This is a genomic window from Rhodococcus sp. C3V (assembly GCF_029269915.1).
Classification (GTDB): Bacteria; Actinomycetota; Actinomycetes; order Mycobacteriales; family Mycobacteriaceae; genus Rhodococcus_F; species Rhodococcus_F qingshengii.
Genome location: NZ_JARJBE010000008.1, coordinates 1 through 19,688, shown reverse-complemented (window position 1 = coordinate 19,688; position 19,688 = coordinate 1). Strand labels below are relative to the sequence as shown.

Here is a 19,688-nt window from a genome sequence, read left to right as displayed (position 1 = left end):
TTCAGTGGGTGCGCAGTGCGGCGAGCGTCATATCCCGCAGGACTCGACGCGCGCGTGCCGGCGAAGCGGGGTTGGCGCTGTGAGGGGTCGAGTTGATCAGACCGAAGGTGGCATGCGCTTTGATTCGTGCGTCCGCCTGATCGAGTTGGGGATCGAGTTGCTCGAGCACCCCGACCCAGACCTCGACGTACTTGCGCTGCGTCTGGCGTACCTGTCGACGCGCGTCGGCCGGCAAGCTTTCGAGGTCGCGGTCCTGGATGCGGATCAGGTCCGGCTCGCCCAGTGCGAAGTCGAGGTGGAACTCCACCAGTGCGTCGAGTGCGGCGCTCGGTGAGTCCGCTGCCTCCGCTGCCGCAGAACCTCCTTCGTGCAGGCGCGTGCTGATGCCGACGAGAAGTTCCACGAGGACGGCGTCCTTGTTCGGAAAGTGCCGGTACACGGCCGGGCCGCTGATACCGACGGCCGCGCCGAGGTCTTCGAGTCGCACACTCACGAATCCGCGTTCGGCGATCAACCGTGCGGCGGCGTCCAAGAGCTGACGTCGACGGTCGGCCTTCATCTGATCGCGTCGCGTCGGAGCTGCTACCTGCTCAGAGGTCATTCTCTCGATCTTTCTTCGCTTGTGTTCTGGACAACTCAGTTAATCATAGTTAATCTAGTTTCAGTTATCGAGCATTAACTCATGGCGAAGGCGGCGGGATGACTCCCAGTGGAATCACGCAAGGATCGGGCTACCGGTCCGATCACACCGTTCTGGTGGACGAACTGAAGAAGAAACTGGCGCAAGCAGCGCTGGGTGGCAACCAGCGCTCTCGCGAGCGTCACGTGAGCAGAGGGAAGTTGCTGCCGCGAGATCGCGTCGACTCGCTGCTCGACCAGGGCAGCCCGTTCCTCGAGCTGTCCCCACTGGCGGCCAACGGCCTGTACGACGACGAGTGCCCGGGCGCCGGCGTCATCACCGGTATCGGCCGTGTGTCGGGTCGCGAGTGCGTCATCGTTGCCAACGACGCGACGGTCAAGGGCGGCACCTACTACCCGATGACGGTGAAGAAGCACCTGCGCGCGCAGGAAGTTGCGCTGCAGAACAACCTTCCCTGCATCTACCTCGTCGACTCCGGCGGCGCCTTCCTGCCGCGCCAGGACGAGGTCTTCCCGGACCGTGAGCACTTCGGCCGGATCTTCTACAACCAGGCGACCATGAGCGCCAAGGGGATTCCCCAGATCGCCGCAGTTCTCGGTTCGTGCACCGCGGGAGGCGCCTACGTGCCCGCGATGAGCGACGAAGCAGTGATCGTCCGCAACCAGGGCACCATCTTCCTCGGCGGACCGCCGCTCGTGAAGGCTGCCACCGGTGAGATCGTGACGGCCGAAGAGCTCGGCGGCGGCGACCTGCACTCCAAGGTTTCCGGCGTCACCGACCACCTGGCCGAGGACGACCGCGACGCACTTCGGATCGTGCGCAACATCATTGCCACGCTCGGCCCCCGCTCCGAGCGCCCGTGGGACGTCATCTCCACGGTTCCGCCCGTCACCGATCAGAGCGAGCTGTACGACGTCGTTCCGACTGATCCCCGTACTCCGTACGACGTGCACGAGGTCATCACCAAGCTCGTCGACGGTGGCGCGTTCCAGGAGTTCAAGGCTGAATACGGCAAGACGCTCGTCACCGGTTTCGCGCACATTGAGGGCCACCCGGTCGGCATCATCGCCAACAACGGCGTGCTCTTCGGCGAATCCGCCATGAAGGGAGCACATTTCATCGAACTGTGTGACAAGCGCAGTGTGCCGCTGCTGTTCCTGCAGAACATCGCAGGCTTCATGGTCGGACGCGACTACGAGGCCGGCGGCATCGCCAAGCATGGCGCCAAGATGGTCACGGCAGTCGCGTGTGCACGGGTCCCCAAGCTGACAGTCGTCATCGGCGGCTCGTACGGCGCCGGCAACTACTCCATGTGTGGACGCGCGTATTCACCTCGCTTCCTGTGGATGTGGCCGAACGCGCGCATCTCGGTCATGGGCGGCGAGCAGGCCGCGTCGGTGCTCTCGACGGTTCGTAGTGACCAGCTCGACAGCGCGGGTAATCCGTGGTCGGCCGAGGACGAAGAATCCTTCAAGGCGCCGATCCGCGAGCAGTACGAGGCTCAGGGCAATCCGTACTACTCCACTGCGCGGCTGTGGGATGACGGTGTCATCGATCCCGCAGATACCAGAACTGTTCTCGGCCTGGCCCTTTCGGTGTGCGCGAACGCGCCGATCGAGCCGGTCTCCTACGGCGTCTTCCGGATGTGAGCGAAATGACTGAGTTGCGCACTATCGATACTGTTCTCGTGGCCAACCGCGGTGAGATCGCGGTTCGCGTGATCCGCACGTTGCGTGAGTTGGGAATTCGCAGCGTCGCCGTCTACAGCGACGCCGACGCGAATGCTCGCCACGTCCGCGAGGCCGACACTGCCGTCAACATCGGACCGGCCGCGGCGCGTGAAAGCTACCTCGTCATCGACAAGGTCATCGACGCTGCCAAGTCCACCGGTGCTCAGGGTATTCACCCCGGTTACGGCTTCCTGTCGGAGAACTCGGCGTTCTCGGCTGCCTGTGCGGCTGCCGGAATCGCCTTCCTCGGCCCCTCCGAGCACGCCATCGAGGTGATGGGTGACAAGATCACCGCGAAGAACGCCGTTGCCGCGTTCGACGTACCGGTGGTCCCGGGTATCGCTCGCCCCAATCTGACCGACGAAGAACTGATCGCAGCGGCCGAGGACATCGGCTACCCGGTGTTGGTCAAGCCTTCGGCCGGCGGAGGCGGCAAGGGAATGCGTCTGGTCGAGGATCCGGCCAATCTGGCCGAGGCTCTTCGCAGTGCCCGCCGTGAGGCCGCGTCGTCGTTCGGCGACGACACCCTGTTCCTCGAGCGATTCGTCCTGCGGCCCCGGCACATCGAGGTCCAGGTTCTCGCCGACCAGCACGGCAACGTCGTTCACCTCGGTGAGCGCGAATGCAGCCTGCAGCGGCGTCATCAGAAGGTCATCGAAGAGGCTCCCTCGCCGCTGCTCGATCAGGTGACCCGTGACCGGATCGGCGCGGCAGCGTGCAACACCGCTCGAAGCGTCGATTACACCGGCGCCGGCACCGTGGAGTTCATCGTCTCCGCCGACAAGCCGGACGAGTTCTTCTTCATGGAGATGAACACCCGCCTCCAGGTCGAGCATCCCGTCACCGAAATGGTGACCGGACTGGATCTGGTCGAATGGCAGGTCCGTGTGGCAGCAGGGGAGAAGTTGGCCTTCTCCCAGAGTGACATCACGCTGACCGGGCACGCCATCGAAGCTCGTGTGTACGCGGAGGATCCGGGCCGTGGATTCCTGCCGACCGGCGGCAGCGTCGTCGATCTGGTCGAGCCGTCAGGTTCCGGCGTGCGCGTCGATTCCGGACTGCTCGCGGGCACCGTCGTCGGCAGTGACTACGACCCGATGCTCAGCAAGGTCATCGCCCACGCTCCCGACCGCGCGGGCGCACTGCGCAAGCTCGATCGCGCACTCGGTGACACCGCAGTGCTCGGAGTCGTGACCAACATCGAATTCGCACGGTTCCTCCTCGCTGATCCGGATGTGATCGCGGGCAACCTCGACACCGGTCTGCTCGATCGTCGCGTCGAAGACTTTGTCGCAGCCGACGCCTCCGACGAGGTGCTCATTGCTGCCGCGGCGTATCGCTGGCTCTCGCGGTGGACAACTTCGGAATCCGTTGATCCCTGGGACGTCCCGAGTGGGTGGCGCGTCGGAACTCCCGCTCCGACCAGCATCAGGCTCTCCGCCGGCACCCGAACGGCGCACGTTGCGATCGTCGGCGTTCCCGCGGATGCAAAGGTCGAGGTCGAAGGTTCACAGCCTCGCGCATTCAGCGCGACCCTGACGGGATCCGAACTGGCGGTGGTGATCGACGGACGTCGACGCACGTTTGTCGTCGCCCAGACCGATGGCGGTCTGTGGCTGGCAGGCGGCGGAACCTGGCACGTGCGCGAGGTAGCCGAAGTCAGCGTTCGCGGTGAGGACAAGCATGCCGGTGACGCCGAAATCGCCAGCCCCATGCCCGGTGCCGTCATCGCAGTCAACGTCGAGAACGGCGCGGCAGTGAGCGCGGGACAACCACTCGTCGTGGTCGAGGCCATGAAGATGGAGCACTCCTTGACGTCCCCGATCGACGGGATCGTGGAAGTGCTTGTCCGTCAGGGCGATCAGGTGATGGTGGATCAGGTTCTGGCCCGCGTGGTACCTGTCGCGGACGAAGAGACTGCAGAAGTAAAGACCGAGAACACGACGCAGAAGGAAGACGCCTGATGTCCGATTACCTTGCCACCGGAGCGCTTCCGGACGAATACCAGCAGCTCGCCAAGACGGTTGCGGATTTCGCGAAGACCGTAGTGGCACCGGTTGCTGCCGAGCACGACGCCAACCACACCTTCCCGTACGAGGTAGTGGCCGGGATGGCCGACATGGGACTGTTCGGCCTGCCGTTTCCCGAGGAGTACGGCGGAATGGGCGGCGACTACTTCGCACTCTGCCTGGCGCTCGAAGAGCTGGGCAAGGTCGACCAGAGCGTCGCGATCACTCTCGAAGCTGGTGTGTCCCTTGGTGCCATGCCGATCTACCGTTTCGGTAACGAGGCACAGAAGCAGGAGTGGCTTCCGCAGCTCACCAGCGGCAAGTCGTTGGCTGCCTTCGGCCTGACCGAACCCGGTGCGGGTAGCGACGCCGGCGGCACCAAGACCACCGCGAAGTTCGACAGCGGTGAGTGGATCATCAACGGCAACAAGCAGTTCATCACCAACTCGGGCACCGACATCACCAAGCTCGTGACGGTCACCGCGGTCACGGGTGTCAAGGACGGCGGCAAGAAGGAGATCTCGACGATCCTCGTGCCGACCACGACGCCCGGCTTCACGGCCGAACCGGCGTACAACAAAGTCGGTTGGAACGCATCCGACACCCATCCGCTCACGTTCGCCGATGTTCGTGTCCCCGAAGAGAATCTGCTCGGTGAGCGCGGCCGCGGCTACGCGAACTTCCTGCGCATCCTCGACGAAGGCCGCATCGCCATCTCCGCGTTGAGCGTCGGTGCCGCCCAGGGCTGCGTCGACGAGTCGATCAAGTACGCCAAGGAGCGCGAGGCGTTCGGTCGCCCCATCGGACACAACCAGGCCATCGCGTTCAAGATCGCGCGTATGGAGGCTCGTGCCCACGTCGCACGTACCGCGTACTACGACGCGGCCGCACTCATGTTGTCGGGCAAGCCGTTCAAGAAGCAGGCGTCCATCGCCAAGCTGATTTCCTCCGAAGCTGCCATGGACAACGCCCGTGACGCCACGCAGATCCACGGCGGATACGGCTTCATGAACGAGTACGCCGTCGCGCGCCACTACCGTGACAGCAAGATCCTCGAAATCGGTGAGGGAACGACCGAGGTGCAGTTGATGCTCATCGCTCGTGAGGCAGGGCTGTGACGAACCCCAAGAAGATCACTCAGCGCGGGCTCTGGTTCGAGGAGTTCGAGGTCGGCGCGATCTACGAGCATCGCCCAGGCCGGACGGTGACCGAGGCTGACAACGTCCTGTTCACGACTTTGACCATGAACACGCAGGCGTTGCATCTCGATGCCGCGTACAGCGAGGACACTCAATTCGGTGTGCGGCTTGTCAATTCGATGTTTACCCTGTCGACCATCGTCGGCCTGTCCGTCGCGCAGTTGACGCAGGGCACCATCGTGGCGAACCTCGGTTTCTCCGAGATCAGCTTCCCGAAGCCGCTCTTTCACGGCGACACCTTGTATGCCGAGACGCTCATCGCGGACAAGCGCGAGTCGAAGAGCCGTCCAGGTGAAGGCATCGTGACCCTCGTGCACACCGGGCGTAACCAGCACGGTGACGTCGTCGCACTGGCCACGCGCAAGACACTGGTGCAACTGCGTCCGGCAGAGGTGTCCTCATGACGTGGACACCGCCGGGGCCGGCGTGGTTGTTCTGCCCGGCGGATCGTCCCGAGCGCTATGCGAAGGCCGCGGCTGTTGCCGACGTCGTGATCCTCGATCTCGAAGACGGTGTGGCTCCGGCCGACAAGGAAGCCGCACGTGCAGCCCTGATCGACACGCCTCTCGATCCGGAGCGGACGGTCGTGCGCGTCAATCCGGTCGGTACACCTGATCACGAACTCGATCTGATCGCGCTGGACGGCACACACTATTCGCGTCTCATGCTGTCCAAGTGCGAATCGGCCGAGGACGTCCTCTCGCTCGCACCGGCGGACGTGGTTGCACTCGTCGAGTCCCCGCGAGGAGCCCTCGCCGTGGCCGACATCGCGCTTGCTGCGAACGCCATCGGTGTCATGTGGGGAGCCGAGGATCTTGTGGCCGGTCTCGGCGGTAATTCGAGCAGGCACCCGAACGGCTCGTACCGCGACGTTGCCAAGCACGTCCGATCGACGTCTCTCCTGGCTGCGAAGAGCTACGGCCGGTTGGCTGTCGATTCCGTGTACCTCGACATCAAGGACCTCGTCGGCCTGGGTGTCGAGTCCGCTGATGCCGTCGCAGTCGGCTTCGACGTGAAGGTTGCGATCCATCCGAGTCAGGTCGAGGTCATCCGCGGGGCCTTCGCACCTTCGGAAAAAGAGATCGACTGGGCCACACGAGTGCTTGCCGCGGTGTCTACTGAACGTGGTGTGTTCGCGTTCGAGGGCAAGATGGTCGACGCTCCCGTTCTCCGTCACGCCGAGAAGCTTCTTCACCGAGCCGGAATCTTTCAGCAGAAGGAGAACTAACGGATGAGCAAAGTCGTGAATACGGCAGCTGAGGCAGTTGCCGACATCGCGAGCGGATCCAGGCTCGCAGTGGGCGGCTTCGGGCTGTGCGGTATTCCCGACGCACTGATCGCGGCGATCGCCGACGGCGACGCCACCGATCTCGAGGTGTTCTCCAACAACTGCGGTGTCGACGACTACGGTCTCGGCATTCTGCTCGGCGCGCACCGGATCGCCAGGGTGACGGCGTCGTACGTGGGGGAGAACAAGGAGTTCGCGCGCCAGTATCTCGCCGGTGAGCTCGAAGTGGAGTTGACGCCGCAGGGGACGCTGGCCGAGCGGCTGCGAGCTGGCGGTACCGGCATCCCGGCGTTCTACACTCCGGCCGGCGTCGGCACCCCGATCGCCGAGGGCGGCTTGCCGTGGCGATACAACCCGGACGGTTCGATCGCCGTGGCGTCGCCACCGAAGGCGACGGCAGTGTTCGGTGGCCGCACGTATGTATTGGAAGAGGCGATCACCGCTGACTTCGCGCTCGTGCACGCGGACTACGGCGACACCGAAGGAAATCTCGTCTTCAACAAGACGGCGATGAACTTCAACCCGCTTGCTGCCATGGCCGGCCGGATCACCATCGCGCAGGTGGAGAACCTCGTCGAGCCGGGCGACATCGACCCCGCACACGTGCACCTACCTGGTGTGTTCGTCGCGCGGGTCGTGCACACAGGCCCACAGGAGAAGCGGATCGAGAAGCGGACCGTCTCAGGAGGTACCAAGTGAGCAGCGCAGAGGAAACTCGTATCGGTTGGACCCGCCACGAGATGGCCGCTCGCGCTGCTGCCGAGATGCGGCCGGGTGAGTACGTCAACCTCGGCATCGGCCTGCCGACGCTGATCCCCAGTTACCTGCCCGAGGGTGTCAAAGTGGTCCTGCACAGCGAGAACGGCATCCTCGGTACCGGACCGTATCCGACCGATGATCAGGTCGATGCCGACCTCATCAATGCCGGTAAAGAAACCGTCACCGTCAATCCTGGTGCCGCGTTCTTCGACTCGGCCCTCTCGTTCGGGATGATCCGCGGTGGTCACATCGACACCGCGGTGCTCGGCGGGATGCAGGTATCGAAGACCGGTGACCTTGCCAACTGGATGGTGCCGGGCAAGATGGTCAAGGGCATGGGTGGGGCGATGGACCTGGTCCATGGAGCCCGCCGCGTCATCGTCGTGATGGAGCACACCGACCGCGACGGCAATCCCAAGATCGTCGAGGCCTGCACGCTGCCGCTTACCGGTCAGAGCGTCGTCAACCGGATCATCACCGACCTGGCAGTGCTGGACGTCACCGCGGACGGGCTGCAGCTTGTGGAGCTGGCTCCAGGGGTCAGCAGCGAGCACCTGAAGAGTGTGACTGGTGTGGGCTTTTCCTGAAGCTTCGTACCGTAAATCGAAGAACGCGCCGACCGCTGGTCGGCGCGTTCTTTCGTCGGTCTGTCGGCGAGTACCGATAGTCTCGATCAGCGACTGTCGAATCTTGTTCGAGCTCAGACACCCAGTACCTGGCGGCCCTGTAAATTGTCCGAGGTGACTGATGTGGGTTGGGGTGTAGATCGTCGGTTGCAATTGATTGTCCCAGGGGGAGAGGTGTCGCGCGCCGCGTCTGAACGGTGCGTTTCGGCAATGCGATCGGGGGGTAGATGAGCTGGGCGATTTGTAACGAATTGCAACAAAACCATCGATACACCGGGGTATGGATTTCTCTTGTCACCTATGTATCGGAGACAATGGGTGGTTCTGGCTCGTCGAGGTTGGATGAGGTCGGTAGCTGCTGCGAATCGGACGTTCGGCTCGCACGGGTGCGCAATGGTGTGGAAGAGAGGCTGTGGGCGTGAATTCGCTGGGTAACGGAGAACTGGGGAGCGGCAAGCCGGAGGTCGGCAGCTCGCCGGAAGACGTTCAGCGATCCGACGCATTCCCGCTTTCCGCGGCCCAGCTCGGTATGTGGTTCGCGCAACACCTCGATCCCGCCGTTCCGGTCAACATCGCTCAGTACGTCGAACTCCGTGGTGCTCTGGAACTTGACGCCCTTCGGCAGGCCTGCGCAGACGCCGGTCGCGAAATCGGGTCGGCCTTCGTCCGGATCTTCGAGATCGACGCCCAGCCTTACCAGATCATCGACCCCACACTCGATGATTCGGTCGGTTACGTCGACCTTCGTAGTGAAGACGACTCGCACGACGCTGCCATGCGGTGGATGCGAGCAGATCGCAGCCGGCCGATCGACATGCTCACGGACCGCTTGATCTCTGCCACGATCCTGCGGCTCGGCGAGAATCGCTACTACTGGTACACACGGGTCCACCACACAATTCTCGACGGTTTCGGTGCGTCGACGTTCGTCACTCGTGTGGCGGAGCTGTACTCGGCGCGCGTGGAGGGCCGGGATCCGGAGCCGAGTGAGGCCTCCGATCTCCGGAACGTCTACGAGGTGGACAACAAGTACCGCCAGTCGAGTCGTTTCGAAACCGATCGCAAGTACTGGGCAGACAAGATCGAGAATCTCGACGAGATCTCGAGCCTCGCGGGTCGAAGTGCCGCGCCGGCTCCAGTCAGTCGGATCGACAGTGCAGCGCTGTCCAACCACGTCGAGGCTCTGCTCGGGCGGTTCCTCGAGCGCATCGAGAAGACCACTGTTGCCGGCACTGTCGTCGCGGCGTTTGCGGCGTACCTCGCTCAGATGACCGGACGAGAGGACGTGTCGCTGAGTCTGCCCGTTTCCGGTCGAACAACGGCCGTGCTGCGTCGATCCGGAGGCATGGTCTCCAACGTCGTGCCGCTGCGCCTGACCGTCACCGCGGACACCACCGTCCAGGAGCTTCTGGACGATGTCAGGAACGAAATGTCCGGCGCACTGCGCCACCAGCGATACCGACACGAGGACATGGTTCGCGGCGGGGACGGGCCGGGCCGGGGCGGATTCTTCGGCCCCTGGATCAACATCATGATGTTTTCCACCGAGTTGGCGTTCGGGCCCCTCGTCGGCGAACTTCACATCTTGTCCACGGGTTTGATCGAAGACCTCGGTGTCAACCTGTATCAGAGCGTCGGCGATACCCGCACACACATCGACTTCGAGTCGAATCCCAATCTGTATGCGCCCGCGGACGCCCAGCGAAATCACTCGCGGTTCGTGGAGTTTCTCGAGAAGTTCGTCTCGGCCGAAACGAGCCGCAAGGTCTGGGATCTTCCTGTCGCAACCGACGAGGAGCGAAACAAGGTTGCCTTGTGGAACCGCACCGGCTTCCACGTTGCCTCGCAGACCATCACCGAAGCATTCGAGCGTCAGGTCGAGAGAACTCCCGATGCCACCGCTGTCGTTTTCGAAGGCGCCAGCCTCACGTACGCCGAATTCGACTCTCGCGCGAATGGTTTGGCTCGTCAACTCATCGCCATGGGTGTTGGGCCCGAATCGCTTGTAGGACTGTCGATCCGCAGGTCTTTGGACTTGATGGTCGGTCTGTACGCGATTGCCAAGGCCGGCGGAGCCTGGGTGCCGGTGGATCCCGACCACCCAGCCGACCGCACCGCCTACATTCTCGAGTCGGCGCAGCCCACGTGTGTTGTGACCACTGCGCGGGACGACGTGGATCTGCCCTCGGGCACACGGGTCATCGAGATCGACACACTGGACTATGGGCAGCTCGACAGCAGACCGATCGTCAACGCGGATCGCCTGTCTCCCTTGCATTTCTCGAACACTGCGTACGTGATCTACACCTCGGGTTCGACCGGTCGACCCAAGGGTGTCGCGGTCACTCACGCGGCGATCAACAATCAGCTTCAGTGGATGAACGCCGAGTACGGGCTTTCGGCGTCGGACATTTACCTGCAGAAGACCGCTACGACATTCGACGTGTCGCTGTGGGGATTTTTCATGCCGTTGCAGGTCGGCGCCACGCTCGTCGTCGCGACTCCGGACGGTCATCGAGACCCGATCTACGTGGCGAACAAGATCGCGGAGCTCGGCGTCACGATCACCGACTTCGTGCCATCCATGCTCACGCTGTTCACTGCGAATGCACCTGCCGGATCTTGTGATTCGTTGCGCCACGTGTTTGTCATCGGCGAGGCGCTCCCGCCCGAGACGTCTTCCGCCTTCCGCGAACTCTGTGGAGCCGGACTGCACAACCTGTACGGTCCGACCGAAGCCGCGGTATCGGTCACGTACTACGAGGCCGTGGCCACGGATACTACTTCCGTGCCGATCGGTATGCCGCAGTGGAACACTCAGGCGCACGTACTGGACGGACAACTTCGCCCGACCCCCATCGGGCAGCCGGGTGAGCTCTATCTCGCCGGCGTTCAACTCGCGCGCGGATACGTTGGTCGACCGGACCTGAGCTCGGATCGGTTCGTAGCCAATCCGTACGGCACGGCCGGTGAGCGTATGTACCGGACCGGCGACCTCGTTCGTCGCCGTGAGGACGGAAATCTCGACTACATCGGGCGTACAGACTTCCAGGTGAAGTTCCGCGGGCAGCGCATCGAACTCGGCGAGATCGAGACCGTCCTTCTGGCGCACCCCGACGTTTCGCAGGCTGTCGTTTTGGTGACCGTCACCCCGACCGGTGATCAATTGGTCGGCTACGTCGTGCCGGGTCCAGGCCGAAACATCGATGCTGCGGTGCTCAGTGAGTTCGCCGGCCGAAGCCTCCCGTCGTACATGGTTCCGGCCGCGTTGATGGTGCTCGATGCGTTGCCGCTCAACACGAGTGGCAAATTGGATCGTGCCGGGTTGCCCGAGCCGGTGTTCGCGAGTGCGAAGCAGTACCGCGAGCCCCGCACCGAAATCGAACGCATCGTGGCGGACGTGTTTGCCGACGTTCTCGGTGTCGAGCGCGTCGGTATCGATGACGACTTCTTCGAGCTCGGTGGAAACTCTCTGGTTGCAACACAATTAGTGACGCGAGTGGGTTCGGCATTGGGAGTGCAACTCGGCGTTCGAGAGCTCTTCGAATCCACCACGGTCGCCACCCTGGCGGCCCGCGCCGAGTCGGTGGCGGGCAACGCCAGGCAGCTGACCCCGCTGATCGCCAAGCCTCGTCCCGAGGTCGTCCCGCTCTCGCTTGCGCAGCAGCGCATGTGGTTCATCAACCGTCTCGATCCGTCGACGCCCGCCTACAATCTTCCGTTCACAGTCCGGCTCACCGGTTCGGTGGACCCGTCCGCCCTGCATGCCGCGGTGATGGATCTTCTCGAGCGACACGAGTCCTTGCGGACGATCTACCCTGATGTCGACGGAACCGCGCAACAGCTGGTTCTGCCGGTCGACCGGGCCGCGGTGGAGTTGAATCCGGTCAAGATTCGGAATTCGCATCTCGACGCGGCGCTGTTCGACGTGGCGTCTCGCGGCTTCGACGTGACGCTCGAAATCCCGGTACGGGTTGCCCTCTTCGAGGTGTCTCCGACGGACTACGTCCTGGTGATGGTTCTCCATCACATCGCTGCAGACGGACTGTCGTTCCGTCCGCTCGCACGTGACCTTCTCGTCGCCTACTCGGCGCGAAGTGAGAAGTCTGCGCCGGCGTGGACGCCGCTGCCAATTCAGTACGCCGACTACGCCGTGTGGCAGCGCGAAGCACTGGGATCCGACGAAGACCCGCGCTCGGAGTCGTCTCGCCAGATAAACTTCTGGCGCCGGGCACTTGCCGATCTGCCGGATCAGTTGGATCTGCCGACCGACCGACCTCGTCCTGCCATCGCGTCCAATCACGGCGCCAAGCACCATTTTCAGATCAGCGAACGCACGACGCGCAAGTTGAACGAGTTGGCGCGCTCGAGGAGCGTCTCGCTGTTCATGGTGTTGCAGGCGGCATATGCAACGCTGTTGAGCCGGCTCAGTGGTACCTCCGACATCGCGATCGGTGCCCCGATCGGCGGGCGAGGCGATCAAGCGCTCAACGACGTGATCGGCATGTTCGTGAACACCCTGGTGCTTCGCACCGAGGTCGATCCGAACGAACGATTCGAAGAGTTGCTCGCTCGGGTAAGGGAATCGGGCTTGTCTGCCTACGGGCATGCCGATGTGCCGTTCGAGCGGTTGGTCGAAGTCCTGAGTCCGGCGCGTTCGCAGGCTCGTCACCCGCTGTTCCAGGTTGCGCTCACTGCGGAGATCAGTGGACGACGCGAACTGGAATTCTCAGGTGTCAAAGCAGTTGCAGCTGAATTGGAAGTACCGGTCGCCAAATTCGATCTCGAGCTCATGGTGTCCGAGAATCCTGAAGGCAGCGAAGACTCGGACGTCTTGAGCGCCACCTTCACCTATGCCACGGACCTGTTCGATCCGGCCACGGTGAACACTTTCGCTACTCGGTTCGTGCGCATCCTCGATGCCGTGGCTACCCGACCTGAAACGATCGTCGGCGATATCGACCTGCTCTCACGCTCCGAGCGCACCGATCTGACGGTCGTAGCCGCGGATGACACGATGCCCCGGCAGAGTCTCGTCGACATCTTCCTGTCCGGCACGGCTGAGGCGGATTCGGTTGCTGTGCGCTTCGAGGGTCGATCGATCACCTATCGAGAGCTCGATGAGCAGTCGTCGAAGCTCGCACGGGTTCTGATCGGACGTGGCGCCGGCCCCGAGACCATTGTTGCTCTCGCCTTTCCTCGCTCGTACGAGATGGTCTGTGCAGTATGGGCGGTGGCGAAGTCAGGGGCGGCATACGTCCCAGTCGACCCGAGTTATCCGGAAGATCGTGTCCGGCACATGCTGGCCGATTCTTCGGCCGCGATCGGACTCACGTCGGGACAGTTCGTAGATCAGCTTCCTGCGGTCACAGAATGGTTGGTCCTTGACGGCCAGGCGCTGAACGGAGAACTGTCGGCGCAATCTTCAGCGCCGGTCACGGACGAGGACCGAATCGCTCCGATTCACAGTTCTCACGTTGCATATGTCATTTACACATCCGGTTCCACGGGAAAACCGAAGGGTGTCAGCGTCACTCACGGTGGACTCCGTGGCGTCAGAGACGCAGCACAGCGTCGCTACGGGGTAGAACAGTCCTCGCGCTTCCTCCATATCTGTTCACCGAGCTTCGACCCGTCGGTACTCGAATGGATGGTCGCCTTCTCCGCGGGTGCAACTTTGGTGATCGTTCCGTCGACAATTATCGGTGGACACGAGTTGTCGGATCTTCTTCATTCCGAGAAGGTCACACACGCGATCATCACTCCCGCAGTACTCGGGACCATGGAGCCGGCAGAGCTGCCTGAATTGCGAGTCGTCTCCGTCGGCGGTGACGTGACCACTCCCGAGTTGCTGGCGAAATGGGCCCCAGGGCGCGCCTACTTCAATGGGTATGGTCCGACCGAGACCACTATCATCTCGTCGTTCGGCGATCTCGCGATCGGCCGATCGATCGACATCGGGCGTCCCGTCGAGGGCATGTCGGCACTGGTACTCGACGAGCGTCTGCATCCTGTTCCAGTCGGTACCAGGGGAGAGCTCTACTTTGCGGGCGCTGCATTGGCTCGCGGCTACCATGAGCGGCGAGGCCTTTCTGCGGAACGGTTTGTCGCCAACCCGTATTCGCCGGATGGCGAGCGAATGTACCGGACCGGCGATGTCGTGCGCTGGACCGGCGGAGACGCGCGCGGTGACGCGGGGGTTCTCGAATACGTCGGCCGCAGTGACTTCCAGGTCAAGGTTCGCGGATTCCGTATCGAACTCGGTGAGATCGACGCAGTTCTGTCCTCGCACGAGTCTGTGCGCTTCGCGGTGACGGTCGGAAGCGAAGGCGCGGCGGGTGTCACAACCCTCGTTTCCTACGTCGAACTGGCTGACGGGTCGAGTTTCGATCGGGACGTGCTCGCCTCGTTCGTGGCGGAGGCTCTGCCGAGCTACATGGCTCCGTCCGTCATCATGGAACTCGCTGAGGTTCCGTTGACCCCGGTGGGCAAATTGGATCGCCGGGCTTTGCCGGAGCCTGTTTTCGAGGTCCGCGAGTTTCGTGCACCCACCACGCCGGTGGAAGAGATTGTCGCGCAGGTGATTGCGGATGTTCTCGGAGTGGAACGAGTCGGCCTCGACGACGACTTCTTTGAACTCGGTGGCAACTCCCTGGTGGCCACTCAGGTCACCTCCCGATTGGGGCGGGCGCTCGACACTACGGTGCCGGTGCGAACGCTATTCGACGTTTCCACCGTCGAGGCGCTCGCCGCACACATCGAGTCGCACGTAGGTAGCGGCGGGCAGAAGGCGCTCGTCGCACAGGTGCGTCCCGCGGAAATTCCGTTGTCGCTGGCGCAGCAGCGCATGTGGTTCCTGAACCGCTTCGACACCGACTCAGCTGCTTACAACATCACTTTTGCTCTGCACCTGACTGGTCATCTCGATACTGCCGCGATGGAAATGGCGCTGGAGGACGTACTGGCCCGGCATGAGGTGCTCCGAACGGTATATCCGGACGGGGCTTCCGGACCGAAGCAGTCGATTCTGTCGCTCTCGGAGGCGTTCGGCGGGCTGACCGTGGAGTCGGTTTCGGATCAGGACGAGCTCGAAAGTCGAGTCGCTGCAATCGGATCCTCAGCGATCGACGTCACCGTCGACGTGCCGATCCGTGTCCGCCTGTTGACGGTCAGCGACACCGAGCACACCCTTGCGATCGTGGTTCATCACATCGCCGCTGACGGTTGGTCGATGGCGCCCCTGGCTCGCGATGTCATGATTGCCTACTCGGCACGCAAGGACGGGATCGCGCCGGCGTGGCAGCCGTTGACTGTGCAGTACGCCGACTATTCGTTGTGGCAGCGTGAGGTTCTGGGGTCGGAAGACGACTCGGAATCACTGATCTCGCAGCAGATCTCGTACTGGACCGAGACTCTGGCAGACCTACCGGATGTGATCGAGCTTCCGTCGGACCGGTCTCGGCCTGATGTGGCGTCGATGCGCGGCGAGCGATTCGCGTTCGAGATCTCCGGGGATGTGCACCGTCGATTGGACGCGCTGGCACGGGAGAACAACGCGACGCTCTTCATGGCGTTGCACTCGGCGCTTGCCGTTCTGATGGCCCGACTGAGCGGAGCCTCGGACATCGCCGTGGGCACTCCCGTTGCCGGTCGTGGCGACGAGGCGCTCGACGATCTCGTCGGCATGTTCGTCAACACGCTTGTTCTGCGGACCGAGGTCGACCCGGCCCAGGCATTCACGGATCTGCTGGCTGCGGCGAGTGATTCTGCGCTCGGAGCGTTCGCTCACTCGGACGTGCCCTTCGAGCGGTTGGTGGACGTCTTGGCTCCCGCCCGGTCGCAGGCCAGACATCCGCTGTTCCAGGTCGTGCTGTCCTTGCAGAATCTCGCGCAAACGGCATTGGAACTGCCGGGACTGGCGATCAAGGCCGCCGAAATCGACACGACCACTGCCAAGTTCGACCTCGAACTCGCAGTGACAGAGTCGATCGGCGAAGACGGGATCCAGCAAGGGCTCTCGGCCGAATTCACGTTTGCTGCAGATCTGTTCGACGTTTCGACGGTCGAGGGGTTTGCTCGGCGTCTGGTTCGTATCCTCGAGACTGTCGTGTCGGTTCCTTCGATTGTCGTCGGTGACATCGATATTCTCGATGCGGCCGAGCGGGGTGTGCTGGCCGATGTTCATGGAGGTCAGTCGGTCTCGGGAACCCTGGTCGAGATCCTCACAGCGGCGGCCGCTTTGGATCCGTCGGCGGATGCGATTCGCTTCGACGGTCAGTCAATCAGCTACCGCGAACTCGACGAGCGGTCGTCGCGACTCGCTCGTGTTCTGATTGAGAAGGGCGTCGGGCCGGAGGATCGGGTCGCGATCGCGATTCCGCGTTCGGCCGATTCAGTTCTCGCTCTGTGGGCAGTGGTGAAAACGGGTGCTGCATTCGTGCCCGTCGACCCGACGTATCCGGTTGACCGTATCGCCCACATGATCTCCGATTCCGGTGCGGTGCTGGGTCTTGCGCTCAGTGACGTCGAGGCAGGATTGCCGTCGGCGTTGACGTGGGTTGTTCTCGACGACGAGAAGACAGTGGCGGCGTGCGCGGCAGAATCTTGCGCGCCGGTGAGTGATTCGGATCGACGCAGTGCGATCGACGAGCGGCAGCCTGCTTACGTCATCTACACCTCTGGCACCACGGGTCTGCCCAAGGGCGTTGTGGTCACCAATGCGGGTGTGGCGAACTTCTGCGCCGAGCAGGTCGAGCGCTATGCGCTGACCGCGGATGCTCGAACGCTGCATTTCGCCTCGCCGAGTTTCGATGCTTCTGTTCTCGAGTTGCTGATGGCATTCGGCGCAGCATCGACGATGGTGATTGCGCCGACGACGGTGTACGGCGGCGCGGAATTGGCCGAGATCTTGCGCTCGGAGGGCGTGACGCATGCGTTCGTGACGCCCGCTGCGCTGGCATCAGTGGATCCGAGCGGGCTCGACGCGTTGCGGGTGGTTGTCGTCGGTGGCGAAGCCAGTTCGCGGTCTCTCGTTGCCAAGTGGGCGGTGCCGCTTCCGGATGGCGGTGTGCGTGGATTCTTCAATGCGTACGGTCCGACGGAGTCGACAGTCGCCTCGAACATCAGCGATACGCTGACCGCGTTTGATCGTATGAACATCGGCGGCCCGATTCGGGGAATGGCCGCGCGGATCTTGGACGGCCGCTTGCAGCCCGTTCCGGTTGGTGTCGCAGGTGAGTTGTACGTGTCGGGTGTTCAGGTCGCTCGTGGATACCTGGGACAGCCGGCATTGACAGCGGGTCGTTTTGTCGCAGACCCGTTCGGGGCGCCGGGAGAGCGGCTGTACCGCACGGGTGACGTGGTCCGGTGGATCGACGGTGGCGCAGTGGAGTACGTGGGCCGCAGTGACTTCCAGGTCAAGATCCGTGGGTTCCGTATCGAACTCGGCGAGATCGAGGCCGCGCTGACCCGTTGCGCGGGCGTTGCGCAAGCTGTTGCTCTCGTTCGTTCCGACGATCACTTCGGAGATCGTCTCGTTGCATACGTCGTGCCGCAGGCCGGCGCCGAGGTGGATCCCGCACAGGTCATCGAGTCGGTGTCGACGTTCCTGACCGGCTACATGGTCCCCGACTCGGTACTGGTACTCGATTCGATTCCGTTGACCACCGCGGGCAAGACGGACATCAAGGCTCTGCCCTCGCCCGTGTTCGAGTCCAAGGTGTACCAGGCGCCGATCACGACCGTCGAAGAGACTGTCGCGCAGGTGTTCTCCGAAGTTCTTGGAGTCGCACAGGTTGGCCGCGACGACGATTTCTTCGAACTCGGCGGCAACTCGTTGATCGCGACCCGTGTCGCCGCTCGGCTGGGAGAGGCGCTCGACACAAGCGTTCCGGTTCGTGCGCTCTTCGAAGCGTCGACCGTGCAGTCACTCGCCGTCCGGCTCGAGCTGCACGCCGGTTCGGGCGCCACCGCCCCACTGGTGCAGCAGCCCCGGCCAGCTCGGATCCCACTTTCGTTGGCGCAGCAGCGCATGTGGTTCCTGAACAGGTTCGAACCCGCGTCGGCAGTGAACAACGTCCCGGCGGCGATCAGGATTTCGGGCGCCCTCGATGTGGCAGCTCTTGACGCCGCCGTGATCGATGTCGTGGGCCGACACGAATCACTGCGAACTGTGTATCCAGACGTCGACGGCGTCGGCTATCAGGACGTCCTCGACGTCCAAGACGTTGTCGTCGATCTCAGCCCCGTGTCGATCACGGAAGATCGCCTGGCTGCGGGCGTCGCCGAGCTGGCGACAGTCGGCTTCGACGTGACGTCCGAAGTCCCGTTGCGCGCCAAGCTCTTCAAAGTCGGCGACAGCGAATACGTCCTGGTGTTCGTCGTGCATCACATCTCGACCGACGGTTTCTCGATGGGTCCGTTGACCCGTGACGTGATGGTTGCCTACGAAGCGCGTACACGAGCGTCGGTGCCGGCTTGGACGCCGTTGCCGGTGCAGTACGCCGATTACTCGTTGTGGCAGCGTGAGGTTCTCGGGTCCGAGGACGATCCGCGGTCCGTGATCGCGAAGCAGATTGCGTTCTGGTCGGATGCGTTGGCTGATCTTCCGGAGCAGTTGGATCTGCCTGCCGATCGTCCGCGTCCCGAGGTCGCTTCAGGGCGTGGAGCCGAGGTCGAGTTCGATATCGACGCCACCCTGCACGAAGCTGTCAATTCGATTGCGCACAGCAGTAACTCGACACCGTTCATGGTTGTTCACGCAGCGCTCGCCGTCGTACTTTCTCGTTTGTCCGCAACGACCGACATCGCGATCGGTACACCGATCGCGGGTCGCGGTGAGGCGCAGCTCGACGATCTGATCGGTATGTTCGTCAACACTTTGGTGTTGCGCACCGAGGTTGATCCGTCGATGTCGTTTGCCGAGTTGTTGGCGTCGGCGCGTGAGGTGGATTTGCAGGCGTTCGCGCATGCGGATGTTCCGTTCGAGCGTGTAGTGGAGGTTCTCGATCCGGTTCGTTCGCAGGCTCGTCATCCGTTGTTCCAGGTGGCGTTGACGTTCCAGAACCACGAACAGACAACGCTCGAACTGGGCGACCTCGAAGTGTCGATCGAAAGTGCCGATCTTGCGTTGGCGAAATTTGACCTCCAGTTGACCCTGACCGAACGAACCGACGAGGCCGGCGCACCCGCCGGAATGTCCGCCTCTTTGACGTATGCGACGGATCTGTTCGACGAGTCGACCGTTGTGGAATTCGGTGATCGGCTGGTAAGGACCTTCCGTGCGGTGACTGCTGATCCCACCGTAGCGGTGGGTGACGTTGACATCTTGGTCGATGGAGAACGAAACCTGCTGTCCCGCTTCAGTGCTGGCCAGATCGATCATGGTGTGGATTCGACGTTGTCGGCGTGGTTCGATGATGCTGCTGCGCGGTTTGGT

Annotated in this window: 9 protein-coding genes; 8 read left to right on the top strand and 1 reads right to left on the bottom strand. The window is 62.9% G+C overall.

Translation table 11 applies throughout. The annotated features are described in order from the left end of the window. Nucleotide 1 precedes the first annotated feature (1 nt). Nucleotides 2-601, bottom strand: a complete 600-nt coding sequence (locus P3G66_RS20315) for a TetR/AcrR family transcriptional regulator (protein WP_003941968.1) — start codon at nt 599-601, stop codon at nt 2-4. 98 nt (nt 602-699) lie between these two features. Between P3G66_RS20315 and P3G66_RS20310 the strand changes: the two genes are divergently transcribed. From P3G66_RS20310 to P3G66_RS20275, 8 genes are all read left to right on the top strand, one after another. Next, nucleotides 700-2,289, top strand: a complete 1,590-nt coding sequence (locus P3G66_RS20310; RefSeq protein ID WP_276117037.1) for a carboxyl transferase domain-containing protein — start codon at nt 700-702, stop codon at nt 2,287-2,289. A 5-nt stretch (nt 2,290-2,294) separates the two neighbouring features. Then, complete coding sequence (locus tag P3G66_RS20305; RefSeq protein ID WP_042453639.1) at nt 2,295-4,334, top strand: acetyl/propionyl/methylcrotonyl-CoA carboxylase subunit alpha; 2,040 nt, start codon at nt 2,295-2,297, stop codon at nt 4,332-4,334. After that, nucleotides 4,334-5,497 (top strand): acyl-CoA dehydrogenase family protein, encoded by a 1,164-nt coding sequence (locus P3G66_RS20300; RefSeq protein ID WP_007730190.1) that lies wholly within the window; start codon nt 4,334-4,336, stop codon nt 5,495-5,497. Before P3G66_RS20305 ends, P3G66_RS20300 begins: the two co-directional genes overlap by 1 nt. Further along, nucleotides 5,494-5,982, top strand: coding sequence for a MaoC family dehydratase (locus P3G66_RS20295; RefSeq protein ID WP_003942078.1), 489 nt, complete (start codon nt 5,494-5,496; stop codon nt 5,980-5,982). Before P3G66_RS20300 ends, P3G66_RS20295 begins: the two co-directional genes overlap by 4 nt. Next, complete coding sequence (locus tag P3G66_RS20290; RefSeq protein ID WP_003942031.1) at nt 5,979-6,806, top strand: CoA ester lyase; 828 nt, start codon at nt 5,979-5,981, stop codon at nt 6,804-6,806. The genes P3G66_RS20295 and P3G66_RS20290 overlap by 4 nt, the downstream gene beginning before the upstream one ends. Before the next feature lie 3 nt (nt 6,807-6,809). Next, nucleotides 6,810-7,565, top strand: a complete 756-nt coding sequence (locus P3G66_RS20285; RefSeq protein WP_007730192.1) for a CoA transferase subunit A — start codon at nt 6,810-6,812, stop codon at nt 7,563-7,565. 41 nt (nt 7,566-7,606) lie between these two features. Beyond that, entirely contained in the window at nt 7,607-8,212 is a 606-nt protein-coding gene (locus P3G66_RS20280; protein ID WP_178377296.1) for a 3-oxoacid CoA-transferase subunit B, read from the top strand. A gap of 457 nt (nt 8,213-8,669) precedes the next feature. Continuing rightward, the coding region (locus P3G66_RS20275; protein ID WP_276117036.1) for a non-ribosomal peptide synthetase at nt 8,670-19,688 on the top strand (11,019 nt) is incomplete at its 3' end.

What these genes read in the sequence shown, in the direction of transcription:
- P3G66_RS20315 (WP_003941968.1), bottom strand. Translation starts at nt 601, where the DNA reads ATGACCTCTGAGCAGGTAGCAGCTCCGACGCGACGCGATCAGATGAAG.
- P3G66_RS20310 (WP_276117037.1), top strand. Translation starts at nt 700, where the DNA reads ATGACTCCCAGTGGAATCACGCAAGGATCGGGCTACCGGTCCGATCAC.
- P3G66_RS20305 (WP_042453639.1), top strand. Translation starts at nt 2,295, where the DNA reads ATGACTGAGTTGCGCACTATCGATACTGTTCTCGTGGCCAACCGCGGT.
- P3G66_RS20300 (WP_007730190.1), top strand. Translation starts at nt 4,334, where the DNA reads ATGTCCGATTACCTTGCCACCGGAGCGCTTCCGGACGAATACCAGCAG.
- P3G66_RS20290 (WP_003942031.1), top strand. Translation starts at nt 5,979, where the DNA reads ATGACGTGGACACCGCCGGGGCCGGCGTGGTTGTTCTGCCCGGCGGAT.
- P3G66_RS20285 (WP_007730192.1), top strand. Translation starts at nt 6,810, where the DNA reads ATGAGCAAAGTCGTGAATACGGCAGCTGAGGCAGTTGCCGACATCGCG.
- P3G66_RS20280 (WP_178377296.1), top strand. Translation starts at nt 7,607, where the DNA reads ATGGCCGCTCGCGCTGCTGCCGAGATGCGGCCGGGTGAGTACGTCAAC.